Source organism: Streptomyces sp. NPDC058307, from assembly GCF_042880295.1.
Classification (GTDB): Bacteria; Actinomycetota; Actinomycetes; order Streptomycetales; family Streptomycetaceae; genus Streptomyces.
The window spans coordinates 4,293-30,837 of sequence record NZ_JBHVYZ010000084.1; the positions used below are offsets into that span (position 1 = coordinate 4,293).

Here is a 26,545-nt window from a genome sequence, read left to right on the forward strand (position 1 = left end):
GCGCCGTCCGGGTCGCGCAGGACGGCCTCGGTGGTGTCGTGCGAGAGGACGCTGCCGGCGTGGGGTCCTGTGGTGTTGCTGTGGGCCGTGGCCGGGTGGCGAGCGGGGTTCCAGGCTCTCGGCCTCAGTACACGCGGCGTGAGGTCACGGTGAACTGGGCGCCGTCCGGGTCGCGCAGGACGGCCTCGGTGGTGTCGTGCGAGAGGACGCTGCCGCCGTGGACCTCGGCCGCCTTGGCGCAGGCCGCCACGTCCGCGACCGCGAAGTGGACCTGCCAGTGCGGCCGGATCGCGGGATCGGGGGCCGAGCCCAGCGCCCCCGACTCGATGCGCGCCACCACGTCGCCCCGGCTGCGCAGCACCACCTCGTCCCCCTCGTAGCGGACCTCGCAGCACTCGGGGCGCCCCGTCGCCCAGTCGAGGACCTCGCCGTAGAAGATCGCGGCGTCGAACGCGTCGCGGGTGTGCAGTCGTACGAAGGCCGGCTGGGCCCGGTGCCACATGTCCCAGCTGGCGACGAGGTCGCCCTCCCAGACGCCGAAGGCCGCTCCGTCACGGTCGGAGAGCAGAGCCGCCCGTCCGGGCGGGAAGGACAGCGGACCGACCGCCAGCGTGCCGCCGCGTTCCTGCACGCGGGCCGCCGCCTCGTCCGCGCTGGGCACCGCGAAGTACGGCGTCCAGGCCACCGCCATCTGCCACATCGACGCCACCGCCGCGATCCCGGCGACCGGCGTGCCGTCCGCCAGCGCGACCCGGAAGCGCTCGCCGAGCTTCGCGGGCTTCCACTCCCAGCCGAGGACGGCCCCGTAGAAGTCCTCCGTGGCCTGCTGGTCGCGGCTGGTCAGGCTGACCCAGCAGGGGGCACCGAACACATGGTGGGTGGAGATGACGTCCGCGGTCGCGCCGGGATGTCTCGGATCGTGGTTCATGGCAGTCGCGTCCTGCTCTCGTCGGCCGGCGGCCACCGGCCGGTCTACGCCCAGTGTCCGTCCGGAACCGCCCAGGGCGCCTGCCGAGTACCCCGGGGGCGCCGCCGAAACGGTGGCCCCGTTCGCCTCCGCCCCGGTGGCGCGGACCCGTCCGGGTGACAGGATGGAGGCGTGCCAGTCGTACCGAGCGAACCCGCCGACGAGTCGGACCGGATCTTCGCGTTGCAGGAGGAGATCGGCCAGCTCAAGGAAGCGGTCGCCTCCCACGCCGTCGTGGACCAGGCCATCGGCATGGTCGTCGCGCTGGGCAGGATCACCCCGGACGAGGGCTGGCAGGTACTGAAGGACGTCTCCCAGCACACGAACATCAAGCTGCGCAACGTCGCGGAGCTGATCCTCATCTGGGGACGCTCTGGAGAGATCCCCCGGGAGATCCGCGTCGAGCTCGAGGAGGCTCTCGACCGGTACGGCCCGACGCAGGTCCCGGGGGCGTCGTCCGAGTGACTTCTCCTGCGTGACCGTGCCCCGAGGGGCTCAGTCGGCGTCGGCCAGTACCTCCTCCCGCAACTGCGCGAAGCACGTGCTGAGCAGGCGGGAGACATGCATCTGCGAGATGCCGAGTTCCTCGGCGATGCCGCTCTGGGTCATGCCCCGGAAGAACCGCAGGTACAGGATGGTCCGCTCACGCTCGGGCAGGGCCTTGAGGCAGGGCCCGATGGCCACCCGGTCGACGACCACGTCGTAGCCGGGGTCCGGGCCGCCGAGCGCGTCGCCCAGGGCGTAGCCGTCGGTGCCGGGCATCTCCGCCTCCAGGGACAGGGCCGAGAAGCACTCCAGGGCCTCCGCGCCGGTGCGCACCTCGTCCTCCGTCAGGTGCGCCTGCTCGGCGATCTCGGCGACGGTGGGCGTCCGGCCGGGGGTCTGCGAGAGCTCCTTCGCGGCCTGCCGGACCCGGTTGCGCAGGTCCTGCACCCGGCGCGGCACGTGCAGCGTCCACATGTGGTCGCGGAAGTGCCGCTTGATCTCGCCGGTCACGGTGGGCACGGCGTACGCCTCGAAGGCGCTGCCGCGCGTCGGGTCGTAGTGGTCGACCGCCTTGACGAGCCCGAGGGCGGCCACCTGGTAGAGGTCTTCGAGGGACTCCCCGCGGCCGCGGAAGCGGACGGCGATGCGTTCGGCCATGGGCAGCCAGAGTTCTATGAGCTCGTCTCGCAGAACCTTGCGCTCCGGACCCTCGGGCAGCTGCGCCATGCGCGCGAACGCCGCGTTGGTGTCGGGGGCGTCGTCGTGCGGATGCGGCTTTGTTCTGGTGGCGACGGACATGTCGCGCACCTCCCTGAGCGGTGCTGGGTGGACAGACATCGTGGGAGGAGCGCGCACGCGGACCTTGAACGAGACATCCGGGGCCGCTCGACGGGGCTCCCACGGACGTGCCTCATGTCCGAAGCACTTCTCTTTGGATTCCCGCTCTCGGATGAAATGAAACAAATGGGTCAATCATCACGTATGTGTTTGACCAGTCCTTGAGAGTAATTACCTCTGAGTCAGAGGTAATCTCGGTGGTGTGGACGAAGAGACCTTTCCCGAAGAGCTGGCGGACGCCCTCGTCGGCGTCCAGCGGCTGCTCAGGCGCAGACTGCGCGCCGGACTGACCGTGCCGCGGCTGCGTGGCGCCGAGGTCGAACTGCTGCGCCTGGTCCAGTCACGGCCCGGCATCGGCGTCTCCGACGCCGCCAGAGAGTTGTCGCTGGCCGGGAACTCCGTCTCGACCCTGGTCAACCAGCTGGTCAGGGAGGGCCACCTGGTCCGCGAGACCGACCCGGCCGACCGACGCGCCGCCCGGCTGCTGCTCACAGAGAAGGCCGAGACGCGGCTCAGGGACTGGAAGCGGCGTCGGGTCGCGCTCGTCAGCCGGCACGTCACCCGGCTGGACGCGGCCGATCAGGAGGCCCTGCGCGCCGCGCTCCCCGCCCTGCGCGCGCTCGCCGTCGATCTGCACGAGGAGGCCGAGGACGCATGACACCCGACGCTGTTTCCTGTACGGGCCTGACCTACGCCTTCGGTGACACGAAGGCCGTGGACGGGCTGGACCTGACCGTCGAGGAGGGCGAGGTCTTCGGCCTGCTCGGCCCCAACGGCGCCGGCAAGACCACCGCCATCCGCTGCATCACCACCCTGCTCCCCGTGCCGGCCGGCATGATCCACGTGTTCGGCCGCGACACCGCCGCCGATCCGATGGCCGTACGCCGGCTGCTCGGCTACGTCCCGCAGCAGCTGTCCGCCGACGCGAACCTGACCGGCCGCGAGAACGTCACCCTGTTCGCCCGCGTCTTCGACGTCGCCCGCAAGGAACGCGCCGAGCGCGTCGCCCAGGCCCTGGCCGCCGTCGACCTCACCGACGCCGCCGACCGGCTCGCCGGTACCTACTCCGGCGGCATGGTCCGCCGCCTCGAGCTCGCCCAGGCCCTGGTCAGCGCACCCCGGCTGCTGATCCTCGACGAGCCGACCATCGGCCTCGACCCGATCGCCCGCACCGGCGTGTGGGAGCACATCAACGCCGTACGCGAGGCGACCGGCATGACCGTCCTCGTGACCACCCACTACATGGACGAGGCCGACCAGTACTGCGACCGGGTGGGCCTCATGCACCGCGGCCGCGTCCGAGCCCTCGGCACCCCCGTCGAACTCAGACGGTCCCTGGCCGAGAAACGGGGCACCGACACCCTGCCGACCCTGGAGGACGTCTTCCGTGACGTCGCCGGCAGCGGACTCGAAGACGAAGGAGGGGATTTCCGCGATGTCCGAAGCACCCGTCGCACCGCGAACCGTGTCGGCTGACATAGGCCTGTTGTTGAGGCCGCCGGAGCCCCGCGCGGGCTGGCGTCTGCTGCCCGCCCGGGTCGTGGCGATGTGCGCCGTCGAGCTCCAGAAGCTCCGCCACGACCGCACCGAGCTCTACACCCGTGCGGTCCAGCCCGCCCTGTGGCTGCTGATCTTCGGCCAGACCTTCACCCGCATCAAGGCGATTCCCACCCAGGGCATCCCCTACATCGACTATCTGGCGCCCGGGATCATCGCCCAGTCGGCGATGTTCATCGCGATCTTCTACGGCATCCAGATCATCTGGGAGCGGGACGCGGGCATCCTCAACAAGCTCCTGGTCACCCCGACCCCGCGCTCGGCACTGACCACCGGGAAGGCCTTCGCGGCCGGTGTGAAGTCGCTGATCCAGGCCGTCGTCGTGATTCTCATCGCCGCCCTGCTCGGGGTGTCCCTGACATGGAACCCGCTCAAGCTCCTCGGCGTCGGCGTGATCGTCATCCTCGGCTCGGCGTTCTTCTCCTGCCTGTCGATGACCATCGCCGGCATCGTGCTCAGCAGGGACCGCCTGATGGGCATCGGGCAGGCCATCACCATGCCGCTGTTCTTCGGCTCCAACGCCCTGTACCCGCTGTCCGTCATGCCGGGCTGGCTCCGGGGCGTGAGCAAGGTGAACCCGCTCAGCTACGTAGTCGACGCCCTGCGCGGCCTCCTTCTCGGCACGCCCGCCCATCTGGCGCTCGACTTCGGGGTGCTGGCCGTGGCCGCCGCGCTCGGCATCACCGCGGCCTCCTCGCTGCTTGGCCGGCTGGCCCGTTGATCATGCGCGCGGAACGTGATGTGCGGCACGCCCGTGGAAGGATTTTTCCGGCCGGTCGGCGGATTCTTCCTGCGCACGGCTTGATCAGCGATCAAAGGGGGTGAAGTACCTGGCCACAGCGCATTCTGCTCATTTGACAGTGCATTGAGCACACAGATAGGAAGCAGCTCTCTGAAGTCAAAGAGGTGCACTGTGTACGAGCCGAACGTGGTCGGGGACTGGCAGGAGTACGACGAGCATGCCGGTCTGCGTGTCCGCGTCCACCGTCTGGAGGCGGCCGAGCCGCCGCGGGGACGCGACGACGCCGCCGAAGGGCTCACCTATTTCAGCGTCCGGGTGACCGTCGAGAACCGCGGGGACCTGCATCCGACCGTCCACCTCGAGGACGGCCAGATCGACGTGCGGATCGGACCCGAGGGCGAGAGCGCCTTCATCGACTGGCGCAACTCGCAGTTCATCGAGGGCTTCGACGTCTACCCGCTGCGCCGCGCCACCGCCGTGCTGTTCGCGGCGGGACCGGAGGCGAGCTTGAACCAGATCGACGTGCAGATCCAGCTGCGGGTCGACGACGAGTGGGCCGACCGCCGACTGTGGGCGGGCGGCATCGGACTCGACGAGGGCGCCTCCCACGTGGGCGTGGGCCGTGAGGGCCTGGCCTGCCAGATCAGCAACTTCCTGCGGGACCAGGCCGAAGAGGGCACCGCCTGATCCCGCGTGGGTCTCAGTGCGGGATGCCGTCGATGATCTCGCGGGCACCCTGACGCAGCAGCGCCACCGCGACCGAGGTGCCCAGCGTGGCCGGGTCGAGGCGGCCCGCCCAATCGTGGGCGTTCAGCCGCGTCTTGCCGTCCGGCGTGAACACACAGGCGCGTAGGGAGAGTTCGCCGGCGTGGTCCATGCGCGCGTACCCCGCGATCGGGCTGTTGCAGTGGCCCTGCAGCACGTGCGGGAACATCCGCTCGGCGGTGGCTTCCCGGAAGGTGTCCGGGTCCCCCAGCGCCCTGACCGTGTCGATCAGCTCGGTGTCGCCCTCCCGGCACTGGAGGGCGAGGATGCCCGCGCCGACCGGCGGCATCATCGTCTCGGGGGAGAGGACCTCGCTGATCACGTCCTCGCGGCCGATGCGTTCCAGGCCGGCGACCGCGAGCAGCAGCGGGTCCGCCTCACCCGCCTCCAGCTTCGCCAGCCGCCGGTTGACGTTGCCGCCGAACGGCACGCACTCCAGGTGCGGGTGGGTCGCGGCCAGCTGGGCCACCCGGCGCGCCGAGGAGGTGCCGACGCGGGTGCCCTCCGGGAGCTCGTCCAGAGTGAGACCGCCCGGGTGGACCAGGGTGTCGCGGACGTCGTCCCGCTTCAGGCCAACAGCGCCGCGTCGACCTCCTTGGTGAACGCGCCCTTGCCCTCGACCTTGGAAAGGTCGCCCATCCACTTGTCACCGGTCGTTCTCACCGGCACGGCCTCGGTGCGCACACCGGGGTAGAGGGAGGCCAACTCGCTTCTGACACGCTCCACTTGGGCCAGCGCCATCGGCGAGTCACGGGAGACGATGCGGATCAGTTCCGGGAGGGACGGGCGGGACACGATAGACCCGTAAGGAGTAGCGCACCTTTTGCCCCGGGCCTGCGCCTCCACCGGAACCTCCGCCCGGTCCTCAGGTGAGCGGCTCGCTGAGTTCGACCGAGCGCAGGGCTGCCGCGAGAGCCTGCTCGTCGCCGACGTCCAGGGCTGTGTCGGTGAGCTTGATGACGTGTTCGTCGCCGTGGGCGAGCGCTCGCTCCACGACCTCCTCGGGAGTCAGGCGCGCGGGAGGCACGTAGGCGACCGGCGCCTTCGGCGCGTACATCGCCGTGACCGCCGCCGACGCCGTCCAGGCCGCGTGCAGGCTCGGCACCCACTGGTCGCGGGGCAGGGAATCAATGGTCCGCAGCACGGCGTTGGGGGCCGTCGCCGCGTGCACGAGCATGGTCGGCTCACCGTGGCCGTGGGTGGCGTAGCGGTGGGTCGCGGCGCGGACGAGTTCGGTGAGCCGTTCCTTCGCGGTGTCCGGGTCGGTCACGTCGTGCGCCCACACGGGCAGCCGGCGTACGGCGGACAGGCGGTTCAGGAACCCCAGATGCCCCGGCTCTATGGCCGGTACGGCTTCCAGGGCGTCCGCGGCCCTAGCCGCACCCGGCAGTTCCACGAACCCGGTCACGGGCTGGTGCCGTGCCGCCCAGTAGCCCAGCGCGTGCGCGAGTTCGGTGACCCGGGGTGCGTTCTCGTGGGCCGCTACCGCGCGGACGGCGTGGCCGACCCGGATGACGGTGTGCGTGGCACCGCCGTACATGCCCGGCAGCAGGCGCGGCCACCATTCGGCGAGGACGTCCCGCCACGGGCGCTCGGCGAGCGTGCGGGAGAAATAGTCGGTCCAGTCCGCGATCCGGCGCGGATCACCCAGCGCCGAGGGCCAGTTGGCGTCCGTGACCGGCGTGGTGCGGTCGGGGAAGTCCTCCAGCTTGTCCCGGTACAGGTCCAGCCAGCGGTGCACCGAGCCGGCCTGTCCGTGCGCGGCGAGCGCCTCGACCACCATGGGGGCGTGGTTGCTCAGCCAGCCCTCGCGTTCCGGGCCCGCCGCGTGGACGCGGTCCAGGGCCTCTTCGAGGTGCCCGCTGGTGTCGCTGGTATCGGTCGTGTCCATGAACGGGACGCTATGCCGGGGGCGGCCCGGCGGGGATCGGGCGCGGGACGGAACCCGCGGGAGCGGGGGACCTAGGTCCGGCGCCCGATCGTGTCACCGGGTCAGGCGTTGGGGTCGAAGGGGATCCCCGACGGTTTGGCCGACGTCAGGTGGGCGGCGAAGTTGGCGTCCTTGAGACCGAAGTTGGCGCTGCCGAAGTCGTAGGCGCTCAGCTTGTCGCGCAGTCCCGCCGGATAGCCGTTCCAGCCGACCAGCGGCGGGTACTGCCAGGTGCCCTTGGCGTTCTCCGGCGGCTCGTCATTGGAGTTGGCCAGCCGGAAGCAGTGCGTCCTGATGCCGTCCTTGTGGTAGACGATCTTCGCGTGCGTGCCGTCGAAGCGGACGCCCGAGGCCGCGCTGACAGTGAACGAGCCGTGGTTGGACGTCGAGACGTACTGGATCGTGCCGTTCTGCACCCAGATCACGACGTGCTCCCAGTCGTGCCGGTGCCCGCCGATGCTGCTGTTGGCCACGGCCTGGTCCTTCTCGAAGTACAGGCCGTACATATAGGCGCACCAGCCGTTGTTGCACTTGTAGCGCGAGTACGTGTTGGTGTTGTCCAGGTCCGAGGCGTCATGGCACTCGCCGCTGAGCGAACCCGTCGGGTTCAGACCGCCGTTGATCGTGCCGTCGGGGCCGATGGCGGGCGTCGAGTAGCAGCCGTCCGTGTCGTAGTCGAAGGCCGGCTGGTAGGTGTACTCGGCACTCTCGGCGTTGGCGGGCAGCGCCTTGGGCGGGGCGGCGAACGCGGCGGAGGGAAAGGCCACGACGAGCGCGGCCGCACCGGCCAGGCCGGTGAACCATCGTGTGCGGTGCTTCTTGAACGACGGTGACGACACTGCGTCCTCCTCGGGACCGGGCGCAGCCCAACGGCGGCGGGGTTACTGGGGAGTTCAGCTTCCCGGCTTTTCATGACCACGCCAAGAGGTAGGAGGCGTCGCTCCGGTTACGGTCGGCCCAACAACCGGATCAGTCAGGCGGGTCCGGGAGGTCGGCGGCGGAGTCCTCCGGTGCCAGGTCCGGCCGCAGCCGCAGCCAGGACGGCTGACGCAGCAACCCGGCCCGGGTACGGGTGCTGTAGCGGACCTCGCCGACCAGTCGGGGCAGCACCCAGCGCGCGCCCGGGACCCGCGGCACGGGATCGAAGGGGCACACGTCCGTCGCCGCTGCGGCCAACAGCGAGGCGAGCTCCGTCCGTTCCGTCTCGCTCCAGCCGGTGCCCACACTGCCGACGTACCGCAGCCGCCCCGCGCCCCGCTGCCCGACCAGCACCGCGCCCGGCAGGCCCGTGAGCCGGCCCTTGCCGGGCAGCCAGCCGCCCACGACGACGTCCTCGCTGCGCATGTTGCGGATCTTGATCCAGGCGCGGGAGCGCACTCCGGGTTCGTACACCGAGTCGAGCCGCTTGCAGACCAGGCCTTCCAGACCGTGTTCACGGGTGGCGCGCAGGGCCTGCTCGCCGTGGCCGACGAGGGCGGCGGGTGTGGACCAGTGCGGTCCGGCGAGGCCCAGCTCGTCCAGTCGCGCCCGCCGCCGCGCGTAGGGGAGGGCGAGGAGTGAGCTTCGCCTCAGGTGCATCAGGTCGAACAGCACGACATGGACGGGTGCTTCGGCCGCCCGGCGTGCGGCTCGGCCGGGGGCGTGGGCCAGCTGCATGCGCGGTTGCAGCAACTGGAAGTCCGCGCGGCCCTGTTCGTCCAGTGCCAGGATCTCCCCGTCGAGCACCGCGGGCGTGCTGCCGAGCGCACCGCCCAGCGACCGCAGTTCGGGATAGGCGCCGGTGATCTCCTCCCCGGACCGGGCGCGCAACACCACCTCGCCGTTCCCGGCGAGGTAGACGACCACCCGCTGGCCGTCCTGCTTGGTCTCGTAGGCCCAGCGCGCGTCCTGGGAGGCGGGCGGCAGGGTGCCGGGGGTGGCGAGCATGGGCGGGATCAGGGGGAGGGTCACGGGTGAGTTGTCGACGCGAGCACCGGCGGTCACGCGCTCCACGCACTGCATTCGCCTGAACGGGCGCCGCCCGCGGGGAGCGGCATCGGCGCCCGCGGGGTCAGATGATGCCGCCGTTGGCCCGTACTACCTGGCCGTTGACCCAGTGGCCCGCCGGGCTCACCAGGAACGACACGACGTTGGCGATGTCCTTCGGCGTCCCGAGCCGCTCCAGCGGGGGCTGGGCCGCCAGGCGGGCGACGGTCTCCTCGTCCTTGCCGTCGAGGAAGAGGTCGGTCGCCGTCGGACCCGGTGCCACCGCGTTGACGGTGACGTTACGGCCGCGGAGCTCACGGGCGAGGATCAGGGTCACGGCCTCGACCGCGCCCTTGCTGGCCGCGTAGGCGCCGTACCCGGGGAAGGCGAGCCCGACGACCGAGCTGGAGAGGTTGACCAGTGCGCCGCCCGGGCGCAGTCGGCGCGCGGCCTGCTGGTCGACGACGAAGGTGCCACGGATGTTGGTGCGGTACAGGGCGTCGAGCTCGGCCAGGTCGAGTTCGGCGATCGGGGACAGGGGCATCCGGCCCGCGGAGTGGACCACCGCGTCGACCCCGCCGTACGTGGCCTCCGCGAGGTCGAACAGGGCGGCGACCTCCGTCTCGTCGGCGACGTCCGCACGGGCGGCGTAAGCGGTGCCGCCCGCCTCCTCGATGGCGCGCACGGCTTCGTCGGCGGCGTCCTTGTTGCCGGCGTACCCGACGACGACCGCGAAGCCGTCGGCGGCGAGCTGCTGCGCGATCTGCCGTCCGATGCCGCGCGATCCGCCCGTCACGATCGCGACACGCTGTTCCATCCGGGGCTGGGTGGGCATGGCTGCATCCTCTGTTAGCGCTGATACGAATCACTCGTATCGACGATAACGCGGATTCGTAGCGACGGTAACCCCGCTCTCGTATCAACGCTACGAATGCCGTACGGTGGGGGCATGGATGCGAGGGAAAAGATCCTGGAGGCGGCCACCGAGTTGTTGGCCGGTGCGTCGGCCGCCGATGTCTCCACGCGCGCGGTGTGCGAGAAGGCCGGGGTGGGGGCGCCGATGCTCTACCGGCTCTTCGGCGACAAGGCCGGTCTGCTGGCCGCCGTCGTCGACCGGGGATTCGAGCAGTACCTCGCCTCCAAGCGGGCGGCGCGGCCGAGCGCGGATCCGGTCGAGGACCTGAAGAACGGCTGGGACACCCACATGCGCTTCGCGCTGGAGCACCCCAGTCACTACCGCCTGATGTACTCGCCCGAGCTGACCGTCCCCCCGGCCGCGGCCCAGGAGGCACACGACCTGCTGCACGGCATCCTCGAACGCTGCGCGGCCGGGGGACGGCTGACGGTGCCGCCCTCGCTGGCCACACAGATGATCATGTCCGCCAACGTCGGGGCGGCCCTGTCGATGCTGACCAGGCCCGAGCAATACGCGGACCTGAAGTTCTCGCAGCGGCTGCGCGACGCGGTGCTGGACTCGGTGACGCGGCCCGCCGACTCCGGCACCGACACCGGCACCCACGCGGACGCGGCGCGGGAGCACGGTTCGGTGCCCGCCGCGGCCGCCACACTCGCGGCCCGTCTGCGCGCCGACCTGCCGCCGACGCTCACGACCGCGGAGTCCGCCCTGCTTCAGCAGTGGCTGGAGGAACTCTCCGGGAGATGAGGGATCAGCGTTCCCCGGGCGGCAGCGGCTGCACCAGACCCGACTGATAGGCCATCACGACGAGCTGGGCGCGGTCCCGGGCACCCAGCTTGGTCATCGCGCGGTGGACGTGGGTGCGCACGGTCAGGGGGCTGACGAAGAGCTTCCCGGCGATCACCTCGTTGGAGTGCCCCTCGGCGACCCACGCCATCACCTCGCGTTCCCGGGTGGTGAGCCCGGAAAGGTCGTCGGCAGCCGCCAGGCGGGTGCCGAGTCCCGGCGCCGCGAGGAACCGCGTGATCAGGGTGCGGGTGGCGCCGGGGGAGAGCAGCGAGTCACCGGCCGCCACGGTGCGGATGCCGTCGAGCAGGGCCTCGGCGGTGACGTCCTTGCCGAGGAAACCGCTGGCCCCCGACCGCAGCGCCTGCGCGACGTACTCGTCGATCTCGAACGTGGTCAGGATCAGCACCCGCGTGTCCGACAGCTCCCGATCCGCGCAGATCACCGACGTGGCGGCCAGACCATCGGTCCCCGGCATGCGGATGTCCATGAGGATCACGTCCGGCCGGTGGACCCGCGCCAGGTCGACCGCAGCGGCGCCGTCGGCGGCCTCCGCGACCACCTCCATGTCGTCGCACGAGTCGATGAGGATCCGGAAGGTGGCCCGCAGCAGGGCCTGGTCGTCGGCGAGCAGTACGCGGATGGTCATGAGGTCCGTTCCTGGCGTTCCGGGGCGGTGCGGTCGAGGGGGAGCCGGGGATGCACCACCCGGTCCGGCCGGTCGGTGCCGGAGCGGCCCCCACCGCCGTACCGGAGCCCGGGCAGCCGCAGCGCGGCCGTCATGGCGACGACCGTACGGACATGATCGTCGGCGTAGCGCCGCAAGGGGGTGCTCATGGGCTCTCCGGTCGTCCTGGAACCACGGTGGCCGAGGCCCGCCGGGTGCGGACGCGGTGTTCCGTCCCGGCCGAGCTGACCGCGCGGCCCCCGTCCGTGGGTCCGGTCGCCAGTCTTTCCGACACGGGCCCGCATGTCGTCGTACCACCGCCGACAATCGCGCCTACTGAGAACGCAGTACGCGTCAGGGGCGGGATCCTCCCCGGGCAGGACCTGACGGCCGCCGACCGGTCGGCCGTCAGGCGGGGAGCGTCAGTGTCAGGACGGGGCCCCGGCGGACCTCTCCGCGGCCGGTGCGGGGACCGCCGCCAAGGCCGCGGCGCGCGGGCGTGGGATGAAGGAGGCGAGGGCGAAGGCGAGGAGCGCGGCACCGGCGCCGATCGCCATGACGGTCCGGAAGCCGTTCTCCGACGGCAGCGCGTAGCCGCCCAGATCGATCGTCATCTGGGCCAGTACGACACCGGCGATGGCGCTCGCCGTCGACGTACCGATGGACCGCATCAGGGTGTTGAGGCTGTTGGCGGCCGCCGTCTCCGAGGCGGGCACGGCGCCCATGATGAGGGCGGGCATGGAGCCGTACGTGAAACCGATGCCAGCGCCGATCACACAGGAGACCAGCACCAGGTGCCAGACCGCGGACATCAGCACGATGTTCAGCCCGTAGCCGGCTGCCACGATCAGCGCGCCGATCATCAGCGTCACCTTGGGACCCTTGGCCTTGGAGACGGCCGCGGAGACCGGTGCCAGGGCCATCATCACCAGACCGGACGGGGCCATGACCAGACCGGCGGTCAGCAGGGACCTGCCCAGGCCGTAGCCCGTCTGGGTGGGCAGCTGGAGCAGCTGCGGCAGGACCAGCGACATCGCGAACATCGAGAAGCCGATGGCGATCGAGGCGAGGTTGGTGAAGAGCACCTGGCGGCGGGCGGTGGTGCGCAGGTCGACCAGCGGCTGGGTGGTGCGCAGTTCGAAGAAGCCCCAGGCCAGCAGGATGATCACGGCCGCCGCGAACAGACCGAGCGTGGTGCCGCTGGTCCAGCCCCAGTCGGCGCCCTTGGAGATGACGAGCAGGAGGGAGACCAGGCCGGCGGCCATGCCGACCGCGCCGACCGCGTCGAAGCGGCCGCCGGTGCGCACCCGGGACTCCGGCACGAACGCCAGGACCAGGACCAGGGCTATCGCGCCCATCGCCGCCGAGGCCCAGAACAGGACGTGCCAGTCGAAGTTGTCCGCGATCAGTGCGGCGGTCGGCAGCCCGAGGGCGCCGCCGACGCCGAGGGAGGCGCTCATCAGCGCGGTCGCGCCGGCCAGGCGCTCGGCGGGCAGTTCGTCGCGCATGATGCTGATGCCGAGCGGGATGACACCGGAGGACAGGCCCTGGAGGGCACGGCCGACGATCATCGGGACCAGGGCGTCGCTGAGTCCGCAGACCACCGACCCGGCCACCAGCATCACCACGCTGACCAGCAGCATCCGCCGCTTGCCGAACATGTCGCCGAGCCGCCCGACGACCGGGGTGGCGACCGCTGCCGCGAGCAGGGTCGCGGTGACCGCCCACGCGGTGTCCGAGGCCGGGGCGTCGAGCAGCTTGGGCAGCTCGGGCACGATCGGGATGACCAGGGTCTGCATCAGCGAGACGACGATTCCGGCGAAGGCCAGCACCGCCACCACGGCGTTCGGCCGCGGCGGGGCCACGGCACCCGCGTCGGCGGATCCGGCGGGAGCGTCGGACATGAAAGGGCCTCCAGAACAGGGGAGCGGGCCGAGAACCGGGCCATATTAAGTCAGGTGCTTGACTTACCTTACTGGGCTCGGTGCTCAAGTCCTTCGCAGGGACGGTCCGGTCCTGCGCCCCGCCCTCGGCATGCTGTTGCGTAGGCTTCCGGCACTGGAAAGCGCCGCACCGTCGGCGGACCCCGGGCGGCTCCAGGGGCTGGCCGCCGCAGGGGGCAGCGAAGTCCCGGTGGGGTGGTGAGCATGGCGGGCAGGACGGTACGCGAGGAGCAGGTCCACGCGACCCGGGAGCTGATCCTGACCGCGGCCGAGCGCCTCTTCGCCGAGCGCGGTGTCCTCGCGGTGTCCAACCGGCAGGTCAGCGAGGCCGCGGGACAGGGCAACAACGCCGCGGTCGGCTACCACTTCGGCACCAAGGCCGACCTGGTCCGCGCGATCGCCCGCAAGCACCATGTCCGCATCGAGTCGATCCGCGCCCGGCTGCTGGTCGGGGCCCGCGGCTCCACGGACGTACGCGACTGGGTGGACTGCCTGGTCCGGCCCGTGCCCGAACACCTCGCCGAGCTGGGCAGTCCCACCTGGTTCGCCCGGTTCTGCGCACAGGTCATGACCGACCCGGTGCTCCAGCAGATCATGGTCGAGGAATCCATGTCCTCGCCCTCGCTCCAGGAGATCGTCGAGGGGCTCAACCGCTGTCTGCCCGAACTGCCCGCCGACGTCCGCGCCGAGCGCGCCGAGATGGCCCGCCATCTGATCGTGCACATGGCCGCCGACCGTGAACGCGCCCTCGCCGAGAACACCCCGACGCCCCGTGCCAACTGGCACGACGCCGCCACCGGCCTCGGTGACGTCGTGGTCGCCATGTGGACGGCTCCGGTCACTCCGACCGGCCTGAAAGGCATTACTTGAGTTAGGCAAGGAGGCGCTAAGGTGGGGAGGAGTGCACCCCCCCACGAACGGGTCCCTCCATGCACGGCACCCCCAGCCATCGGCCGGCACTCGCCCGCGGTGCCGGTCAGCGCCTCCTGATCATCGCCGGTGCCCTGGACGTCGCCGAACTGCTCTCCTCCACCCTGGAGTTGGCGGGCTACCAGGTCGTCACCGTCGCGGCCGCCGCCGACGGTGTGGCCCGGCTGACCCGGGAGCGGTTCGATCTGGTGGTCGTCGACGCGACCCTGCCGGACGTGACCGAACTGGGCCGTACCCGGCCGACCCTGGCCCGCCGTCCGCCGGTGCTGCTGCTGATCGACTACGAGTCCCTGGACCGGATCATGCCCGAACTCGGCCTGGGAGAGCGGGACTACGTAGCCAAGCCGTTCCGGGTGGCCGACATCCTGGCCAGGGTGCAGATCCTGCTGCGCGGCACCGGTGCGGGACCGGCCCCGGGCCGAGCCCTGAGCTACCGCGACCTCGTCCTGGACGACGCCCTGTGCGAGGCCCGGCGCGGAGCGCGTGCCCTCGATCTCACGCCCGCCGAGTACCGGCTGCTGCGCCATCTGCTGGTCAACGCCCACCGGGTGCTGTCCAAGGAGCAGATCGGCCGGTACGTCTGGGGCGAACACCGCGGCGACAACGCCATCGAGCAGCTCGTCTCCCGGCTGCGCCGCAAGGTGGACCAGGACTCGTCGGACGCGCCGCAGCTGATCCACACCCGTCGCGGATTCGGGTACTGGCTGGGGCGGGCGGACGGCGACGCTTGAAAGCCCCGCGCGAAGGGCAGCCAGCGACTTCGGCGGCCGGGAGGCGCTGCGCCCCTGCGCAATGCCCTTACCTGCGAGGGTAGTTGACGATCCGGCTTGCGGTGTGATGTGAGTCACGTCAGGGTCCCGTCAGGTTACTGGCGGTCCGGTGTCAGGCCTGTCTGTTTGCATGTGCTCATCGAGGCCTCGACCACTCGCCCCGGCGCTCCGTCGTCCCCTCCCGCTGAGCACCCCCACGACCGAGGAGAACCATGGCCGACACCCTGGCCGGTCCCGCGCACGACACCGCGGACCCCGCCCCCGAGTTCCCCATGCCACGTGCCGCCCGCTGTCCCTTCGACCCGCCGCCCGCTCTCAGGGAACTCCAGGAGCAGGGCCCGCTGACGAGGGTCCGGCTGTGGGACGGCAGCGAGTCGTGGCTGGTGACCCGCTACGCCGAGCAGCGGGCGATCCTGGGCGACCCCCGCGTCAGCGCCGACACCGACCGGCCCGGCTACCCGGCCAAGGCGAGCGCCGAGGCCGGTGAGGGAAAACTCAGCTTCATCATGATGGACGACCCCGAACACGCCCGGCTGCGCCGGATGGTGACGGCACCGTTCGCCATCAGGAAGGTGGAGGCGCTCAGGCCCGCCGTGCAGCGGATCGTGGACGGCCTCGTCGACGAGATGCTGGCGGGCCCCCAACCCGTCGACCTCGTCGAGGCGTTCGCCCTGCCGATCCCGTCGCTGGTCATCTGCGAACTGCTCGGCGTGCCCTACGACGACCACGCGATGTTCCAGGAGAAAACCAAGACGATGGTCCGCACGACCGCGAGCCCCCAGGAGCGCGGCGCGGCCACCCGGGAGGTCGCCGGATACCTGGCCGGTCAGCTCGCCGAACGACTGGCCGAGCCCAGGGACGACCTGCTCTCCGACATCGCCGGGCGCGTCACCGCCGGGGAGCTGACCCACGGCCAGGCCACGGAGATGGCACTGCTCCTGCTGATCGCCGGGCACGAGACCACCGCCAACATGATCGCGCTCGGCACCGCCGTCCTCCTCGAACACCCCGACCAGCTCGCCCTGTTGCGCGAGACCGACGACCCGAAGCTGGTGGCCTCCGCGGTCGAGGAACTGCTGCGCTACCTCCACATCACGCACCAGGGACGCCGGCGCGCGGTCACCGAGGACATCGAGATCGCCGGGCAGGTCATCAAGGCCGGCGAGGGCGTCATCATGGTCAACGAGATCGGCAACCGCGACCCCGAGGTGTTCGAGGACCCCGACCGCCTCGACCTGACCCGCGACGCCCGCCGCCACGTCGCGTTCGGCTTCGGCGTCCACCAGTGCCTCGGCCAGCCGCTCGCCCGCATGGAGCTCCAGGTCGTCTACGGCACCCTCTACCGGCGCATCCCCACCTTCAGGCTCGCCTGCGCCCTGGAGGACGTGAAGTTCAAGCACGACGCGTTCATCTACGGCATCCACGAACTGCCGGTCGCCTGGTGACGGCTTCCGCACCGCACACGAGCCACCACCACGAGAAGAGCGAGGGGAATCCCATGAAGGTGGAGCTGGAAGCCGACAAGTGTGTCGCGTCGGGGCAGTGCGTGGTCGCCGCCATGGAGGTGTTCGACCAGGACGACGACGGCATCGCGATCCTCCTGACGGACGAGGTCGCCGAGGACCAGCTCGACGACGTCAAGGAGGCCGTCGCGGTCTGTCCGGCGGCGGCCATCCGGCTGGTCCGGCAGTGAAGCGGATCACCGTCGTCGGCGCCTCGGCCGCCGGGCTCGCGGCGGTCGAGACGCTGCGCCGCGAGGGGTACGACGGCACGATCACCCTCGTCGGCGAGGAGCCCGAACTCCCCTACGACCGACCGCCGTTGTCCAAGCAGCTCCTCGCCGCGGAGTGGGAGCCCGACCGGCTCGCCCTGCGCACCTCGGCCGACCTCGCCGCGCTCGACCTCGACCTGCGGCTCGGAGTCGCCGCGTCGGGCCTCGAACTCGGCGCCCGCACCGTGCGGTTGGCCGACGGGTCCGAGGTGCCGTACGACGGACTGGTCATCGCCACCGGCATGCGGCCCCGCCGCCTGCCCGGTGCGGGCGCGCACGTGCTGCGCACCCTCGACGACGCGCTCACGCTGCGGCAGCGGCTGTTTCCGGGGCAGCGGCTGGTCGTGGTGGGCGCCGGTTTCCTCGGCGCCGAGGCCGCCGCGGTCGCCTGGCGCCTCGGCGTCCGGGTGACCCTCCTCGAACCCGCCGCCGTGCCGCTGGCCCACGCGGTCGGCACGGAGGTCGGGCGGCTGCTGGCCCGGGCCCATGTGGACCGAGGCGTCGAGCTGCGCTGCGGGGTCACCGTGACCGAGGTGACCGAGGAGGGCGTCCGGCTCGCCGGCGGAGAGGTCGTCGAGGGGGACGAGGTGCTGGTGGCCGTCGGTTCGCTGCCGAACACCGAGTGGCTGGAGGGCAGCGGGATCGCGCTGGGCGACGGGGTGGTGTGCGACGAGTACTGCGAGGCGGCGGAGAACGTGTACGCGGCCGGTGACGTCGCCCGCTGGTACAACCCGCTGTTCGCCACCTCGATGCGCGTCGAGCACCGTACCAACGCGGCCGAGCAGGGCATGGTCGCCGCCCGCAACCTGCTGGCCGCTCCGGGGGCGCGCAAGCCGTTCGCTCCGGTGCCGTACTTCTGGTCGGACCAGTACGACATGAAGGTCCAGGCGTACGGCTACCTGCGCGGACACGAGGAAGTCGCTGTGGTCGAGGGGGACTTGGCGCAGCACCGGTTCGTCGCCGCGTACCGCACGGGGGACCGGGTCAGCGGTGCGCTCGCGATCGGCATGCCGCCCAAGGTCGTCCGGCAGTGGCGGCAGACCATCGCGGTGGGAGCGGCGTGGCGCGACACAGTGCCGCGTGCCGCACACCGACCGCAGTTTACTTGAGTTACGCAACAAGATGGTAAACTGGCGAGTATGTCCTCACAGCCGCTCCCCGACGTCCCCGCGTCCCAGGAAGTCATCGAGATCGAGCAGGCGCTCACCCGTATCACCTACCTGAGCACCCGTGCCCGACAGCACGACCGGCTGATGGCCCTGGCCGAGGTGCCGCTGGACCGGGCCGCCGTGGCCCTGCTCCGGCAGGTCGCCGACACCGAGCCGATGCGTCCGGGGGAGCTGGCCAACCGGCTGGGGGTGGAGGCCTCCCACGTCACCCGCACCGTTCAGCAGCTGCAGAAGTCCGGGTACGTCACCCGCGTCCCCGACCCCGACGACCGGCGCGCCCAGCGCATCCAGCTCACCGAGACCGGCCGCCAGGCCATCGACCGCATCCGTGACGCAGGCGCCCGCGGCATGCAGCTGGCCCTGGCCGACTGGTCGCCGGAGGAGCTGCGGCAACTCGCCGGCCTGTTCCACCGCATGGTCGACGACTTCCTCTCCCACGCCGTCGACGACGAGCCCGAAGAGGCGACTCCGGCCGGTACCGGCTGAGGTGCATCCCGTACGGGCGGGTCGCTCGGCGGAGGCTGGTTCGGGCAGCAGGTCGCCCTGCGCGGGGAGGGTGATCAGCGACAGCGGCGCGCCAGCGCCCCCGGCGCGAGTGCGACCGGTCCCCGACGTTCACCGTCTCGCGCGCCGTCGAGACCGAAGGGGGTAGGTGGGAGCGGGTTCGCGCAACAGCAGGCGGCTCAGGCCGGGCGGGGCGATCAACGGCAGCAGCGCGCCGGTGCCCCTGCGCCGGTTGCGGCTCATTTCGCATGGGCGAGCCGTTCGGCGGGGGCCGGTTCGTGTAGTCCGCGTAGCAGCAGGGCGCCCAGTGCGGGGAGGATGATCAAGGGCACCAGCGCGGTTCGCAGGGATGTCGTGTCGGCCAGTGCTCCCAGTGCCGGTGCGGCCAAGCCCCCGACGCTCACCGTCAGGCCCAGCGTGACGCCGCTCGCCGTGCCCACCCGTCCGGGCAGGTAGTCCTGGCCGAGGGTGACGTGCAGGGAGAACGGTACGTAGAGGCCGGCCGAGGTCAGGGCGACGAACAGATACAGCGCCGGGCCGGGGGCCAGTACCAGCCCGGCCACGGCGATCACCGTCAGGGTGTACGCCCTCCGTACCACCGTGAGGCGCCCGTACCGGTCCGCGAGCCGGCCCCCGAGGACCGTGCCCACGGCACCGCCCGCGTACAGCACGCACAGCGCCGCCGTACCGGCCATGTCCCCGCCGCCGACGCGCTCACGGACGTACAGTGAGACGAACGCGCTCAGCCCGACGAACACGACCGACCGGCAGACCACAGCGCCCGAGAGCCGCAGGAACGACGGCCAGTCGTCGCATCCGGTACGCGCGGTCGCCGGTCCCGCCACCGGGTGCGCCCGGGACGCGCGCACCGCCGCCGCGCACAGGGCCGCGCCCACCAGCGCCGGAACGGCAAGCAGGGGAGAAGCGTCCAGGCCACCCGTGGCGATCACGGCGGCGACCAGCGGCGGGGCCAGGGCGAAGCCGACGTTGCCTCCGAGAGAAAACCACCCCATCCCCCGGTTCCCGCCAGGTGCGACGGCCCGCGCGGCCCTGGCGGCCTCCGGGTGATAGGCCGCGACCCCGGCCCCGGACACGGCGACCGCCGCCAAGGTGAGCGGATAGGAGCCGAGGACCCCGCTCAGCGCGACCCCCGCCCCCGCGGTCAGCGCGCTCAGCGGCAGCAGCCACGGCATCGCCCAGCGGTCGGTGAGCGCGCCGAACAACGGCTGGACGACCGACGACAACAGGGAGGCGGCCAGGACGACACCCGATGCGGCGGCGTAGGACCAGGCGCGCTCGGCGACGAAGAACGGCACCAGAGCCGCGACGGCCCCCTGGTACACGTCCACGCAGGCGTGACCGAGCGACATCAGCGTGAGGGAACGGTTCTTGGACACGGAACCGAGCCTCGCGCGGGCGGCGACCGGCCCGCTTTCGATAATCTGCCCACTTGTGTCGAACATCCGCCACACCCCGATGGCGCCCACCCGCGCCCAGCGCCTCGCCGCAGGCGAACGCATCGACGCCCACCGGCACGACGACCACCAGATCGTCTACGCCGGCTCCGGCGTCCTCGAGGTGACCACCGACGCCGGCACCTGGTTCGCGCCCGGCACCCGCGCCATCTGGGTCCCCGCGGGCACCACCCACGCCCACCGCGCCCACGGCCGCCTCGACCTGCACCTGGTCGGCCTGCCCGCCGACGACAACCCGCTCGACCTGGACACCCCTACCGTCCTCGCCGTAGATCCGCTCCTGCGCGAGCTGATCCTCGCGCACACCCGCGACCCCGCCGACGACAGCCCCGAACGCCACCGCCTCCTCGCCGTCCTGCGCGACCAGCTGCGCGCCTCGCCGCAGCAGCCCCTGCGGCTGCCCACCCCGGCCGATCCCCGCCTGGCCGCGGTCTGTGCGCTCGTCCACGCCGACCCGGCAGACCCACGCACCCTCGCCGCCCTCGGCGCCGCCACCGGTGCCTCGGAACGCACGCTCAGCCGTCTCTTCCGCGGCGAGTTCGGCATGACCTTCCCGCAGTGGCGCACCCAGTCGCGCCTTTACCACGCCCTGCGCATGCTGGCCGACGACGTGCCCGTCACCACCGTCGCCCACCGCTGCGGCTGGTCCTCCGCGAGCGCCTTCATCGACGTCTTCCGCCGCTCCTTCGGCTACACCCCGGGCACCCACAACCGCCGTTCCCCCTGAGTGTGCAGGCCGCCGTCCGAGGTGCCCGTACCGTCCAGTAATGTGCGCGGCAACCTGCTCACGAGGAGGAACCGTGCCACGGTCCCCACGCTCACCCCTGCTGCTCGCCGGCCTGCTGGCCACCGGGGGCATCGCCCACTTCGCCGTACCGCGCTCGTTCGACGCGACCATCCCGCAGGCCCTGCCCGGCAAGCCCCGGACCTGGACCTACGCCAGCGGGGCCGTGGAGCTCGCGCTGGCCGCCGGTCTGGTGCTGCCGAAGACCCGGCGAACCGCCGCGCTCGCCTCCGCCGCCTTCTCCGTCGGGGTGTTCCCCGCCAACGTCAAGATGGCCGTCGACTGGCGCCACCGACCCACCCCCCAGAAGGCGGCGGCTCTCGGACGGCTGCCCCTGCAGCTGCCCCTCGTGCTGTGGGCACGCGGCATCGCGAAGAACGGGAAGGGCCAGGCATGAGCAAGGCGATCGAGACCGGCGACACCGTCGAGGACTTCGAGCTCCCGGACGAGACCGGCACCGGCCGCAAGCTGTCCGAGCTGCTCGCCGACGGCCCGGTCGTCCTCTTCTTCTACCCCGCCGCCCTGACCTCCGGCTGCACCGCCGAGGCCTGCCACTTCCGCGACCTGGCCGCCGAGTTCGCCGCCGCCGGCGCCCAGCCGGTCGGCATCAGCGGTGACACCGTCGAGCGCCAGCAGGAGTTCGCCGGGCGCCACACCCTCGGCATGCCCCTCCTGTCCGACGTCGACGGCAAGATACGCGAGCTGTTCGGCGTCAAGCGCGGCTTCTCCCTGGCGCCCACCAAGCGGGTCACCTTCGTCATCGCCCAGGACCGCACCGTGCTGGAGGTCGTCCGCAGCGAACTGCGGATGAACACCCACGCCGACCGCGCCCTCGAAGCCCTGCGGGCCCACCAGAGGTGACGAACGGGGCCCGGTTGCCCCGTTTCGGTTGATGCGGTCAGACAATAGGACCATCCTGGACGATATGGAGCACGTCTCCGCTACGGCGGTCACCGATGCCGCAGGCATTGTGACGGGGTGGAGCGAGGGTGCCCGGCGTCTGACGGGACACACGGCCGAGGAGGTCGTGGGGCGGGCGGCTAGGGAGCTGCTCGCCGAGGACCCGCCGGGATCGGCCATGGCCGCGCTGAAGGGGACCGTCGTACTGCGGCACCGCGACGGTTCACACGTCACGCTCGTCCTGGACGCGTGCCCCGTGCTGGGCGGCGAGGGCACGCCGACCGCATACGTGATCACGGGCCGGCGCCCCGGTTCCGTCGAGCCGACCCTGGCCGGACAGGCCTTCCAGCAGGCCTCCATGTCGATGTCGGTCTTCGACAGACAGCAGCATTACGTGCGTCTCAACGACGTGGCCTGCCGGGTCATGGGCGTGTCGGAGGACGCTCTGATCGGCCGCTTCTTCGCGGAGACCGTCGAGGACGCCGAACACAGCCGCGGCTTCCTGGCCAACCTGCGCCAGGTCGTCGAGACCGGCCGACCGGTCCGCTACGAGAGCTTCACGGGCGCTCCCGCCCTCAACCACGAACACGCCTGGACCTGCGAGATGTGGCCCGTCCGCGACGCCGGCTCCACGGAACCCGTCGGCGTCGCCCTGGCCGCCTTCGACAGCAGCGACCAGTACTGGGCCCGGCAGCGACTGGCCCTGCTCAACGAGGCGGCGGCAACCATCGGCACCACCCTCGACGTGGTGCGCACCGCCGAGGAACTCGTCGGACTCCTCGTGCCCCGCTACGCCGACTTCGCCAGCGTCGATCTCCTCGAATGGGTCCTCGGCGCGGACGAACCGCCCACCGCCCTGCAAGGCGACATCGCGCTGCGCCGCGTGGCGCACGGCTCCGCCCACGAGGGCACTCCCGAGGCCGCCGTCCGCCTGGGCGAGACGGACGTCTACCTCGCCAACTCACCGCCCGCGCGGGCGGTCAGGGAGGGCCGGGCCGCCCTCAGCCAGGCAGGCGAGCCCGACTTCATGCGCTGGGTCGCCGAACGCAACACCCGCGCCCCGGCCGGCCGCACCTACCGCAAGGGCGTCCACTCCCTGCTCGCCGTGCCACTCAGAGCCCGTGGCATCACCCTCGGCGTCGTGGTCGCCGTCCGCATCGCCCACCCCGACGACTTCGGCGGCGACGACGCCGTCCTCGGCGAGGAACTCGCCAGCCGGGCCGCCGTCTGCATCGACAACGCCCGCCGCTTCGCCCGCGAACGCACCACCGCCCTGGCCCTGCAGAACAGTCTCCTGCCGCGCGGCCTGCCCGGACAGGCCGCGGTCGAGGTCGCCCACCGCTATCTGCCCTGCGGCTCGCTGGCCGGCATCGGCGGTGACTGGTTCGACGTCATCCCGCTCTCCGGCAGCCGCGTCGCCCTCGTCGTCGGTGACGTCGTCGGCCACGGCATCCCGTCCTCGGCGACCATGGGCCGCCTGTGCACGGCGGTGCGCACCCTCGCCGACGTCGACCTTCCCCCCGACGAGCTGCTCACCCACCTCGACGACCTGGTCACCCACCTCGCCTCGGACGACCGCGAGGACGATGCCGCCGAACTCGGCGCCACCTGCCTCTACGCCGTCTACGATCCCGTCTCGCGCCGCCTCACCACGGCCGCCGCCGGCCACCCGCCGCCCGCCGTCGTCCTGCCCGACGGCACCGCGCACCTCGTCCCCCTGAGCGCGGGGCCCCCGCTCGGCGTCGGCGGACTGCCCTTCGAGGCCACGGAGATCGAACTGCCCGAGGGAGCCGTCGTCGCCCTCTACACCGACGGGCTGATCGAGGACCGGGACCGCGACGTCGACCACGCCACCGAAGAGCTGTGCCGCGCGCTCACCGCGAGGACCGACACCCTCGACGACCTGTGCGACACCGTGCTGAAGGCCGTACTGCCCGAAGAACCCGGTGACGACGTGGCCCTGCTCCTGGCCCGTACCCGGGCCCTCGGCGCGGACCGGGTCGCCACCTGGGACGTCGAGCCCGACCCCGTCCAGGTGGCCGCGACCCGGCAGGCAGCCACCGAGCAACTGACTGCCTGGGGACTGGAGGAGGCCTCCTTCGTCACCGAACTCGTCGTCAGCGAACTGGTCACCAACGCCATCCGCTACGGCGAACCGCCCATCCAGCTACGGCTGATCCGGGACCGCACCCTCATCTGCGAGGTGTCCGACGGCAGTTCCACCTCTCCGCACCTGCGGCGCGCCCACGCCTTCGACGAGGGCGGCCGCGGGCTGCTGCTGGTAGCCCAGCTCACCCAGCGCTGGGGGAGCCGGCAGACCGGCGGCGGCAAGACGATCTGGGCCGAACAGTCCCTGGAACCGCTCGACTTCTGATCACCGCGCTCACTGGAAGGAGCAGCCGGGGTTCGGCACGTCCTCCGAGTACGGCGAGCCGTGCGGGAGTACGTACAGCACCTCCAGGACGAGCGGGGTGGTCCCTTCGTTGCGGCCGAGGTGGACGTCGCCCGGGCCACCCGGCTCGCGTACGACGGTGCCCTGCGGATAGACGCCGTCACTGGCGCAGTCGGCGTGGTAGTGGCTGAGGGTGCCCTTCTTGACGTACCCGTAGACGGGGCCGTCGTGGTAGTGCCAGCCGGTCGCCTGCCCCGGCGGCACGGTGATCTCTCTGAGGACGTAGTCGGTGTCGCCCACGGTCTTCAGGGCGATCAGCGTGCCGACCACGCCGGGGCCGGGCGGGGTCGCCTGTGCGGTGCCGCCGGCGAGGACGGTGGCGGTGAGGACCGCGCCGGAGATGGCGGTACGGAGCGCGACGCGCATACGGAAGGCCTCCTGGCTCGTGTTGGGAACGATCACGTGTCGCTGCGAACATAGAGCCGCAGAAGGCCAGTCGGGCGGTGTTCGACGGATCTGACGGCTCAGGTCTCCTCGGCGGCGACCTGAGCCAGTGTCCGGCCGGTCCGTACCGAGCGTGCCCGGCGCGGATCGGGGGTGCCGTGTCCGCGCGCCTGACCTTCGGCGGTCTTCACCAGCAGCCAGTTGTCCTCGCGGAAGCGGGTGAGCGCGTACGCGCCGCGCAGCTTCGTCCCGTGCAGCCGGAACGTGGCGTGCCCGTGCTCCAGCGACTCCGCGAAGTCGAGGGGTCGCCCCTTCTTGTCGTGGCTGAGCGGCTCGTAGGTTCCGTGGTCCCAGACGATCACCGTTCCGCCACCGTACTCGCCCCGAGGGATCACGCCCTCGAAGTCCTCGTACTCCAGCGGATGGTCCTCCGTCGGCACGGCGAGGCGCTTGTCCTTGGGTACGCCGGAGGGGCCCTTGGGGACCGACCAGGACTTCAGCACGTCGCCGACCTGGAGCCGGAAGTCGAAGTGCATCGTGCTCGCGTCGTGGATCTGCACGACGAACCGCGGAGCGGCACCCGCGGGGGCACGCCGCCCTTCCGGCTCGCGTGTGCGTCCGAAGTCCCGCTTGCCGTGGTAGTCCCTCAGCGGCTCACTCACCTGCGGCTCCTTCCGGACCTCCCGGGTACCCCTCCCGGTGCTCAGAACTCCTCGTGCACCTCCGGGTCCCCGCCGAGACGCCGGTGCTCACGGCCGCCGATCGCCGTCATCTCGGCCTCGGTCAGCTCGAAGCCGAACACGTCGAGGTTCGCGCGCTGCCGCTCGGGGTCGCCGGACTTCGGGATCGGCAGGGCGCCGAGCTGGACGTGCCAGCGCAGGATCGCCTGACCGGGCGTGACACCGTGCGCCTCGGCGACGCCGGCCACCGCCGGGTCGTCCAGGAGGGCCGAGCCCCGGCCCAGCGGGCTCCAGCTCTCGGTGACGATGCCCTTGCCGGCATGGAAGGCGCGCAGCTCGTCCTGCGGGAACAGGGGGTGCAGTTCGATCTGGTTGACGGACGGCAGGACCCCGGTCTCCTTCTCCAGCCGCTCGAGGTGCGCGGCCGTGAAGTTGGAGACTCCGATCGACCGTACGAGACCGTCCTCACGGAGCTTGATCATGGCCTTCCACGAGTCGACGAACCTGTCGACCCGGGGGAGCGGCCAGTGGATCAGATACAGGTCCACGTACTCCAGGCCGAGACGGGCGCGGGACGCCTCGAAGGAGGCCAGGGTCTCCTCGTAGCCGTGATGCCGGCCGGGCAGCTTCGTCGTCACGAGGATCTCCTCGCGCGGCACGCCGCCGGCGGCCACCCCACGGCCGACACCGGTCTCGTTCCGGTAGTTCGTCGCCGTGTCGAGGAGCCGGTAGCCGCTCTGCAGGGCGGTGGCGACCGCCCGCTCCGCCTCGGCGTCGTCCATCGGCCAGGTGCCCAGACCGAGGGCGGGGATCTTCGTGCCGTCGTTGAGCGTGTGCGTCGGGATGCTGATCACGTCCGGCCCTTCCCTTGACTGTGTCGTCCCCCCAGCCTCACGGATAGGGTGAGCAATGATCAACCGGACGGGCGGGACGAGGGCAGCGGACGGCATGGGCGGCACCGAGGAGCAGCGGTCGGCGCGATCCGGGCGTCCCATGTCACGGGACGCCGCCCGGCTCGCCGGCGTGTCGCACACCGGCGGACAACGGAGCACGCATGACGACGTACAAGGGCACGGCGGAGCAGGACGCGGGCATCGAGGTGAACCCGGTCGCCGGGCACATCGGTGCCGAGATCACGGGGGTCGACCTGTCGGGTGACCTCGAC

At 71.6% G+C, this 26,545-nt stretch carries 29 protein-coding genes and 2 pseudogenes; 17 read left to right on the forward strand and 14 right to left on the reverse strand.

The genetic code is table 11. From position 1 onward, the window contains the following. Positions 1–124: 124 nt before the first annotated feature. Positions 125–928 (reverse strand): VOC family protein, encoded by an 804-nt coding sequence (locus ACFVYN_RS37150; protein WP_390006600.1) that lies wholly within the window; start codon positions 926–928, stop codon positions 125–127. Positions 929–1,099: 171 nt separating this feature from the next. On the opposite strand from ACFVYN_RS37150, the gene ACFVYN_RS37155 reads away from it, so the two are divergent. Beyond that, the gene (locus ACFVYN_RS37155) at positions 1,100–1,432 is read left to right on the forward strand and encodes an ANTAR domain-containing protein (protein WP_390006601.1); all 333 of its coding nucleotides are present in this window, start codon (positions 1,100–1,102) and stop codon (positions 1,430–1,432) included. 30 nt (positions 1,433–1,462) lie between these two features. Here the strand turns inward: ACFVYN_RS37155 and ACFVYN_RS37160 are convergent, their stop codons facing one another. Then, positions 1,463–2,251 carry an RNA polymerase sigma factor SigF gene (locus tag ACFVYN_RS37160; RefSeq protein ID WP_390006603.1) on the reverse strand — a complete coding sequence of 263 codons (789 nt, stop codon included), beginning with the start codon at positions 2,249–2,251 and terminating at the stop codon, positions 1,463–1,465. 241 nt (positions 2,252–2,492) lie between these two features. On the opposite strand from ACFVYN_RS37160, the gene ACFVYN_RS37165 reads away from it, so the two are divergent. From ACFVYN_RS37165 to ACFVYN_RS37180, 4 genes are all read left to right on the forward strand, one after another. Then, positions 2,493–2,948, forward strand: a complete 456-nt coding sequence (locus ACFVYN_RS37165; protein ID WP_390006605.1) for a MarR family winged helix-turn-helix transcriptional regulator — start codon at positions 2,493–2,495, stop codon at positions 2,946–2,948. Beyond that, a complete protein-coding gene (locus tag ACFVYN_RS37170; protein WP_390006607.1) occupies positions 2,945–3,766 on the forward strand; it encodes an ABC transporter ATP-binding protein in 822 nt (273 codons plus the stop codon). Before ACFVYN_RS37165 ends, ACFVYN_RS37170 begins: the two co-directional genes overlap by 4 nt. Next, a complete protein-coding gene (locus ACFVYN_RS37175; protein WP_390006608.1) occupies positions 3,726–4,568 on the forward strand; it encodes an ABC transporter permease in 843 nt (280 codons plus the stop codon). Before ACFVYN_RS37170 ends, ACFVYN_RS37175 begins: the two co-directional genes overlap by 41 nt. A 192-nt stretch (positions 4,569–4,760) precedes the next feature. Continuing rightward, positions 4,761–5,276 carry a hypothetical protein gene (locus tag ACFVYN_RS37180; RefSeq protein WP_390006610.1) on the forward strand — a complete coding sequence of 172 codons (516 nt, stop codon included), beginning with the start codon at positions 4,761–4,763 and terminating at the stop codon, positions 5,274–5,276. A 13-nt stretch (positions 5,277–5,289) separates the two neighbouring features. On the opposite strand, the pseudogene hemC reads toward ACFVYN_RS37180, so the two are convergent. From hemC to ACFVYN_RS37205, 5 genes and pseudogenes are all read right to left on the reverse strand, one after another. Beyond that, positions 5,290–6,095: pseudogene (gene hemC, locus ACFVYN_RS37185) on the reverse strand (hydroxymethylbilane synthase). A gap of 124 nt (positions 6,096–6,219) precedes the next feature. After that, positions 6,220–7,245, reverse strand: a complete 1,026-nt coding sequence (locus ACFVYN_RS37190) for a questin oxidase family protein (protein WP_390006612.1) — start codon at positions 7,243–7,245, stop codon at positions 6,220–6,222. 101 nt (positions 7,246–7,346) lie between these two features. Continuing rightward, the gene (locus tag ACFVYN_RS37195) at positions 7,347–8,123 is read right to left on the reverse strand and encodes an NPP1 family protein (RefSeq protein WP_390006613.1); all 777 of its coding nucleotides are present in this window, start codon (positions 8,121–8,123) and stop codon (positions 7,347–7,349) included. Between the two features lie 130 nt (positions 8,124–8,253). Beyond that, a complete protein-coding gene (locus ACFVYN_RS37200) occupies positions 8,254–9,234 on the reverse strand; it encodes an ATP-dependent DNA ligase (protein ID WP_390006615.1) in 981 nt (326 codons plus the stop codon). Positions 9,235–9,334: 100 nt separating this feature from the next. Beyond that, positions 9,335–10,084 (reverse strand): SDR family oxidoreductase, encoded by a 750-nt coding sequence (locus ACFVYN_RS37205; RefSeq protein ID WP_390006616.1) that lies wholly within the window; start codon positions 10,082–10,084, stop codon positions 9,335–9,337. Between the two features lie 114 nt (positions 10,085–10,198). Here ACFVYN_RS37205 and ACFVYN_RS37210 point away from each other — a divergent pair, with 114 nt between their 5' ends. Next, positions 10,199–10,912 (forward strand): TetR/AcrR family transcriptional regulator, encoded by a 714-nt coding sequence (locus tag ACFVYN_RS37210; RefSeq protein ID WP_390006618.1) that lies wholly within the window; start codon positions 10,199–10,201, stop codon positions 10,910–10,912. A 4-nt stretch (positions 10,913–10,916) separates the two neighbouring features. On the opposite strand, the gene ACFVYN_RS37215 is transcribed toward ACFVYN_RS37210, so the two are convergent. The 3 genes from ACFVYN_RS37215 to ACFVYN_RS37225 form a co-directional block, all read right to left on the reverse strand. Continuing rightward, positions 10,917–11,600 carry a response regulator gene (locus tag ACFVYN_RS37215; RefSeq protein ID WP_390006620.1) on the reverse strand — a complete coding sequence of 228 codons (684 nt, stop codon included), beginning with the start codon at positions 11,598–11,600 and terminating at the stop codon, positions 10,917–10,919. After that, positions 11,597–11,788: a hypothetical protein gene (locus ACFVYN_RS37220; protein ID WP_390006622.1), complete on the reverse strand. Its 192-nt coding sequence runs from the start codon at positions 11,786–11,788 to the stop codon at positions 11,597–11,599. Before ACFVYN_RS37220 ends, ACFVYN_RS37215 begins: the two co-directional genes overlap by 4 nt. A gap of 258 nt (positions 11,789–12,046) precedes the next feature. Further along, positions 12,047–13,522, reverse strand: coding sequence for an MFS transporter (locus ACFVYN_RS37225; protein WP_390006624.1), 1,476 nt, complete (start codon positions 13,520–13,522; stop codon positions 12,047–12,049). A gap of 243 nt (positions 13,523–13,765) precedes the next feature. On the opposite strand from ACFVYN_RS37225, the gene ACFVYN_RS37230 reads away from it, so the two are divergent. From ACFVYN_RS37230 to ACFVYN_RS37255, 6 genes are all read left to right on the forward strand, one after another. Beyond that, positions 13,766–14,431 carry a TetR/AcrR family transcriptional regulator gene (locus ACFVYN_RS37230; RefSeq protein ID WP_390006626.1) on the forward strand — a complete coding sequence of 222 codons (666 nt, stop codon included), beginning with the start codon at positions 13,766–13,768 and terminating at the stop codon, positions 14,429–14,431. A 59-nt stretch (positions 14,432–14,490) separates the two neighbouring features. After that, positions 14,491–15,222 (forward strand): response regulator transcription factor, encoded by a 732-nt coding sequence (locus ACFVYN_RS37235; RefSeq protein WP_390006628.1) that lies wholly within the window; start codon positions 14,491–14,493, stop codon positions 15,220–15,222. Between the two features lie 251 nt (positions 15,223–15,473). Beyond that, complete coding sequence (locus ACFVYN_RS37240; protein WP_390006630.1) at positions 15,474–16,706, forward strand: cytochrome P450; 1,233 nt, start codon at positions 15,474–15,476, stop codon at positions 16,704–16,706. 53 nt (positions 16,707–16,759) lie between these two features. After that, entirely contained in the window at positions 16,760–16,954 is a 195-nt protein-coding gene (locus ACFVYN_RS37245) for a ferredoxin (RefSeq protein WP_390006631.1), read from the forward strand. Continuing rightward, positions 16,951–18,141 carry an NAD(P)/FAD-dependent oxidoreductase gene (locus tag ACFVYN_RS37250; RefSeq protein WP_390006633.1) on the forward strand — a complete coding sequence of 397 codons (1,191 nt, stop codon included), beginning with the start codon at positions 16,951–16,953 and terminating at the stop codon, positions 18,139–18,141. The genes ACFVYN_RS37245 and ACFVYN_RS37250 overlap by 4 nt, the downstream gene beginning before the upstream one ends. 30 nt (positions 18,142–18,171) lie before the next feature. Then, the gene (locus tag ACFVYN_RS37255; protein ID WP_390006635.1) at positions 18,172–18,687 is read left to right on the forward strand and encodes a MarR family winged helix-turn-helix transcriptional regulator; all 516 of its coding nucleotides are present in this window, start codon (positions 18,172–18,174) and stop codon (positions 18,685–18,687) included. Between the two features lie 257 nt (positions 18,688–18,944). Here ACFVYN_RS37255 and ACFVYN_RS37260 read toward each other — a convergent pair whose 3' ends face one another. Beyond that, positions 18,945–20,075, reverse strand: coding sequence for an MFS transporter (locus ACFVYN_RS37260; protein ID WP_390006649.1), 1,131 nt, complete (start codon positions 20,073–20,075; stop codon positions 18,945–18,947). A gap of 82 nt (positions 20,076–20,157) precedes the next feature. Here ACFVYN_RS37260 and ACFVYN_RS37265 point away from each other — a divergent pair, with 82 nt between their 5' ends. From ACFVYN_RS37265 to ACFVYN_RS37280, 4 genes are all read left to right on the forward strand, one after another. Beyond that, the gene (locus ACFVYN_RS37265; protein WP_390006637.1) at positions 20,158–20,907 is read left to right on the forward strand and encodes an AraC family transcriptional regulator; all 750 of its coding nucleotides are present in this window, start codon (positions 20,158–20,160) and stop codon (positions 20,905–20,907) included. Between the two features lie 73 nt (positions 20,908–20,980). Continuing rightward, on the forward strand, positions 20,981–21,361 hold the full coding sequence (locus tag ACFVYN_RS37270; protein ID WP_390006638.1) for a DoxX family protein: 381 nt from the start codon (positions 20,981–20,983) through the stop codon (positions 21,359–21,361). Next, positions 21,358–21,825, forward strand: a complete 468-nt coding sequence (locus ACFVYN_RS37275) for a peroxiredoxin (protein WP_390006640.1) — start codon at positions 21,358–21,360, stop codon at positions 21,823–21,825. Before ACFVYN_RS37270 ends, ACFVYN_RS37275 begins: the two co-directional genes overlap by 4 nt. Before the next feature lie 64 nt (positions 21,826–21,889). After that, positions 21,890–24,238, forward strand: coding sequence for a SpoIIE family protein phosphatase (locus ACFVYN_RS37280; protein ID WP_390006642.1), 2,349 nt, complete (start codon positions 21,890–21,892; stop codon positions 24,236–24,238). 9 nt (positions 24,239–24,247) lie between these two features. On the opposite strand, the gene ACFVYN_RS37285 is transcribed toward ACFVYN_RS37280, so the two are convergent. The 3 genes from ACFVYN_RS37285 to ACFVYN_RS37295 form a co-directional block, all read right to left on the reverse strand. Continuing rightward, positions 24,248–24,682, reverse strand: coding sequence for a cupin domain-containing protein (locus ACFVYN_RS37285; protein ID WP_390006644.1), 435 nt, complete (start codon positions 24,680–24,682; stop codon positions 24,248–24,250). Between the two features lie 98 nt (positions 24,683–24,780). Next, complete coding sequence (locus ACFVYN_RS37290) at positions 24,781–25,362, reverse strand: DNA polymerase ligase N-terminal domain-containing protein (protein ID WP_390006646.1); 582 nt, start codon at positions 25,360–25,362, stop codon at positions 24,781–24,783. Positions 25,363–25,403: 41 nt separating this feature from the next. Beyond that, positions 25,404–26,234, reverse strand: a complete 831-nt coding sequence (locus tag ACFVYN_RS37295; RefSeq protein ID WP_390006647.1) for an aldo/keto reductase — start codon at positions 26,232–26,234, stop codon at positions 25,404–25,406. Positions 26,235–26,434: 200 nt separating this feature from the next. On the opposite strand from ACFVYN_RS37295, the pseudogene ACFVYN_RS37300 reads away from it, so the two are divergent. After that, positions 26,435–26,545: pseudogene (locus ACFVYN_RS37300) on the forward strand (TauD/TfdA family dioxygenase); the annotation flags it as partial.

What these genes read in the sequence shown, in the direction of transcription:
- ACFVYN_RS37150 (WP_390006600.1), bottom strand. Translation starts at nt 928, where the DNA reads ATGAACCACGATCCGAGACATCCCGGCGCGACCGCGGACGTCATCTCC.
- ACFVYN_RS37160 (WP_390006603.1), bottom strand. Translation starts at nt 2,251, where the DNA reads ATGTCCGTCGCCACCAGAACAAAGCCGCATCCGCACGACGACGCCCCC.
- ACFVYN_RS37170 (WP_390006607.1), top strand. Translation starts at nt 2,945, where the DNA reads ATGACACCCGACGCTGTTTCCTGTACGGGCCTGACCTACGCCTTCGGT.
- ACFVYN_RS37175 (WP_390006608.1), top strand. Translation starts at nt 3,726, where the DNA reads ATGTCCGAAGCACCCGTCGCACCGCGAACCGTGTCGGCTGACATAGGC.
- ACFVYN_RS37190 (WP_390006612.1), bottom strand. Translation starts at nt 7,245, where the DNA reads ATGGACACGACCGATACCAGCGACACCAGCGGGCACCTCGAAGAGGCC.
- ACFVYN_RS37205 (WP_390006616.1), bottom strand. Translation starts at nt 10,084, where the DNA reads ATGCCCACCCAGCCCCGGATGGAACAGCGTGTCGCGATCGTGACGGGC.
- ACFVYN_RS37210 (WP_390006618.1), top strand. Translation starts at nt 10,199, where the DNA reads ATGGATGCGAGGGAAAAGATCCTGGAGGCGGCCACCGAGTTGTTGGCC.
- ACFVYN_RS37215 (WP_390006620.1), bottom strand. Translation starts at nt 11,600, where the DNA reads ATGACCATCCGCGTACTGCTCGCCGACGACCAGGCCCTGCTGCGGGCC.
- ACFVYN_RS37220 (WP_390006622.1), bottom strand. Translation starts at nt 11,788, where the DNA reads ATGAGCACCCCCTTGCGGCGCTACGCCGACGATCATGTCCGTACGGTC.
- ACFVYN_RS37225 (WP_390006624.1), bottom strand. Translation starts at nt 13,522, where the DNA reads ATGTCCGACGCTCCCGCCGGATCCGCCGACGCGGGTGCCGTGGCCCCG.
- ACFVYN_RS37230 (WP_390006626.1), top strand. Translation starts at nt 13,766, where the DNA reads ATGGCGGGCAGGACGGTACGCGAGGAGCAGGTCCACGCGACCCGGGAG.
- ACFVYN_RS37235 (WP_390006628.1), top strand. Translation starts at nt 14,491, where the DNA reads ATGCACGGCACCCCCAGCCATCGGCCGGCACTCGCCCGCGGTGCCGGT.
- ACFVYN_RS37240 (WP_390006630.1), top strand. Translation starts at nt 15,474, where the DNA reads ATGGCCGACACCCTGGCCGGTCCCGCGCACGACACCGCGGACCCCGCC.
- ACFVYN_RS37245 (WP_390006631.1), top strand. Translation starts at nt 16,760, where the DNA reads ATGAAGGTGGAGCTGGAAGCCGACAAGTGTGTCGCGTCGGGGCAGTGC.
- ACFVYN_RS37255 (WP_390006635.1), top strand. Translation starts at nt 18,172, where the DNA reads ATGTCCTCACAGCCGCTCCCCGACGTCCCCGCGTCCCAGGAAGTCATC.
- ACFVYN_RS37260 (WP_390006649.1), bottom strand. Translation starts at nt 20,075, where the DNA reads ATGTCGCTCGGTCACGCCTGCGTGGACGTGTACCAGGGGGCCGTCGCG.
- ACFVYN_RS37275 (WP_390006640.1), top strand. Translation starts at nt 21,358, where the DNA reads ATGAGCAAGGCGATCGAGACCGGCGACACCGTCGAGGACTTCGAGCTC.
- ACFVYN_RS37280 (WP_390006642.1), top strand. Translation starts at nt 21,890, where the DNA reads ATGGAGCACGTCTCCGCTACGGCGGTCACCGATGCCGCAGGCATTGTG.
- ACFVYN_RS37285 (WP_390006644.1), bottom strand. Translation starts at nt 24,682, where the DNA reads ATGCGCGTCGCGCTCCGTACCGCCATCTCCGGCGCGGTCCTCACCGCC.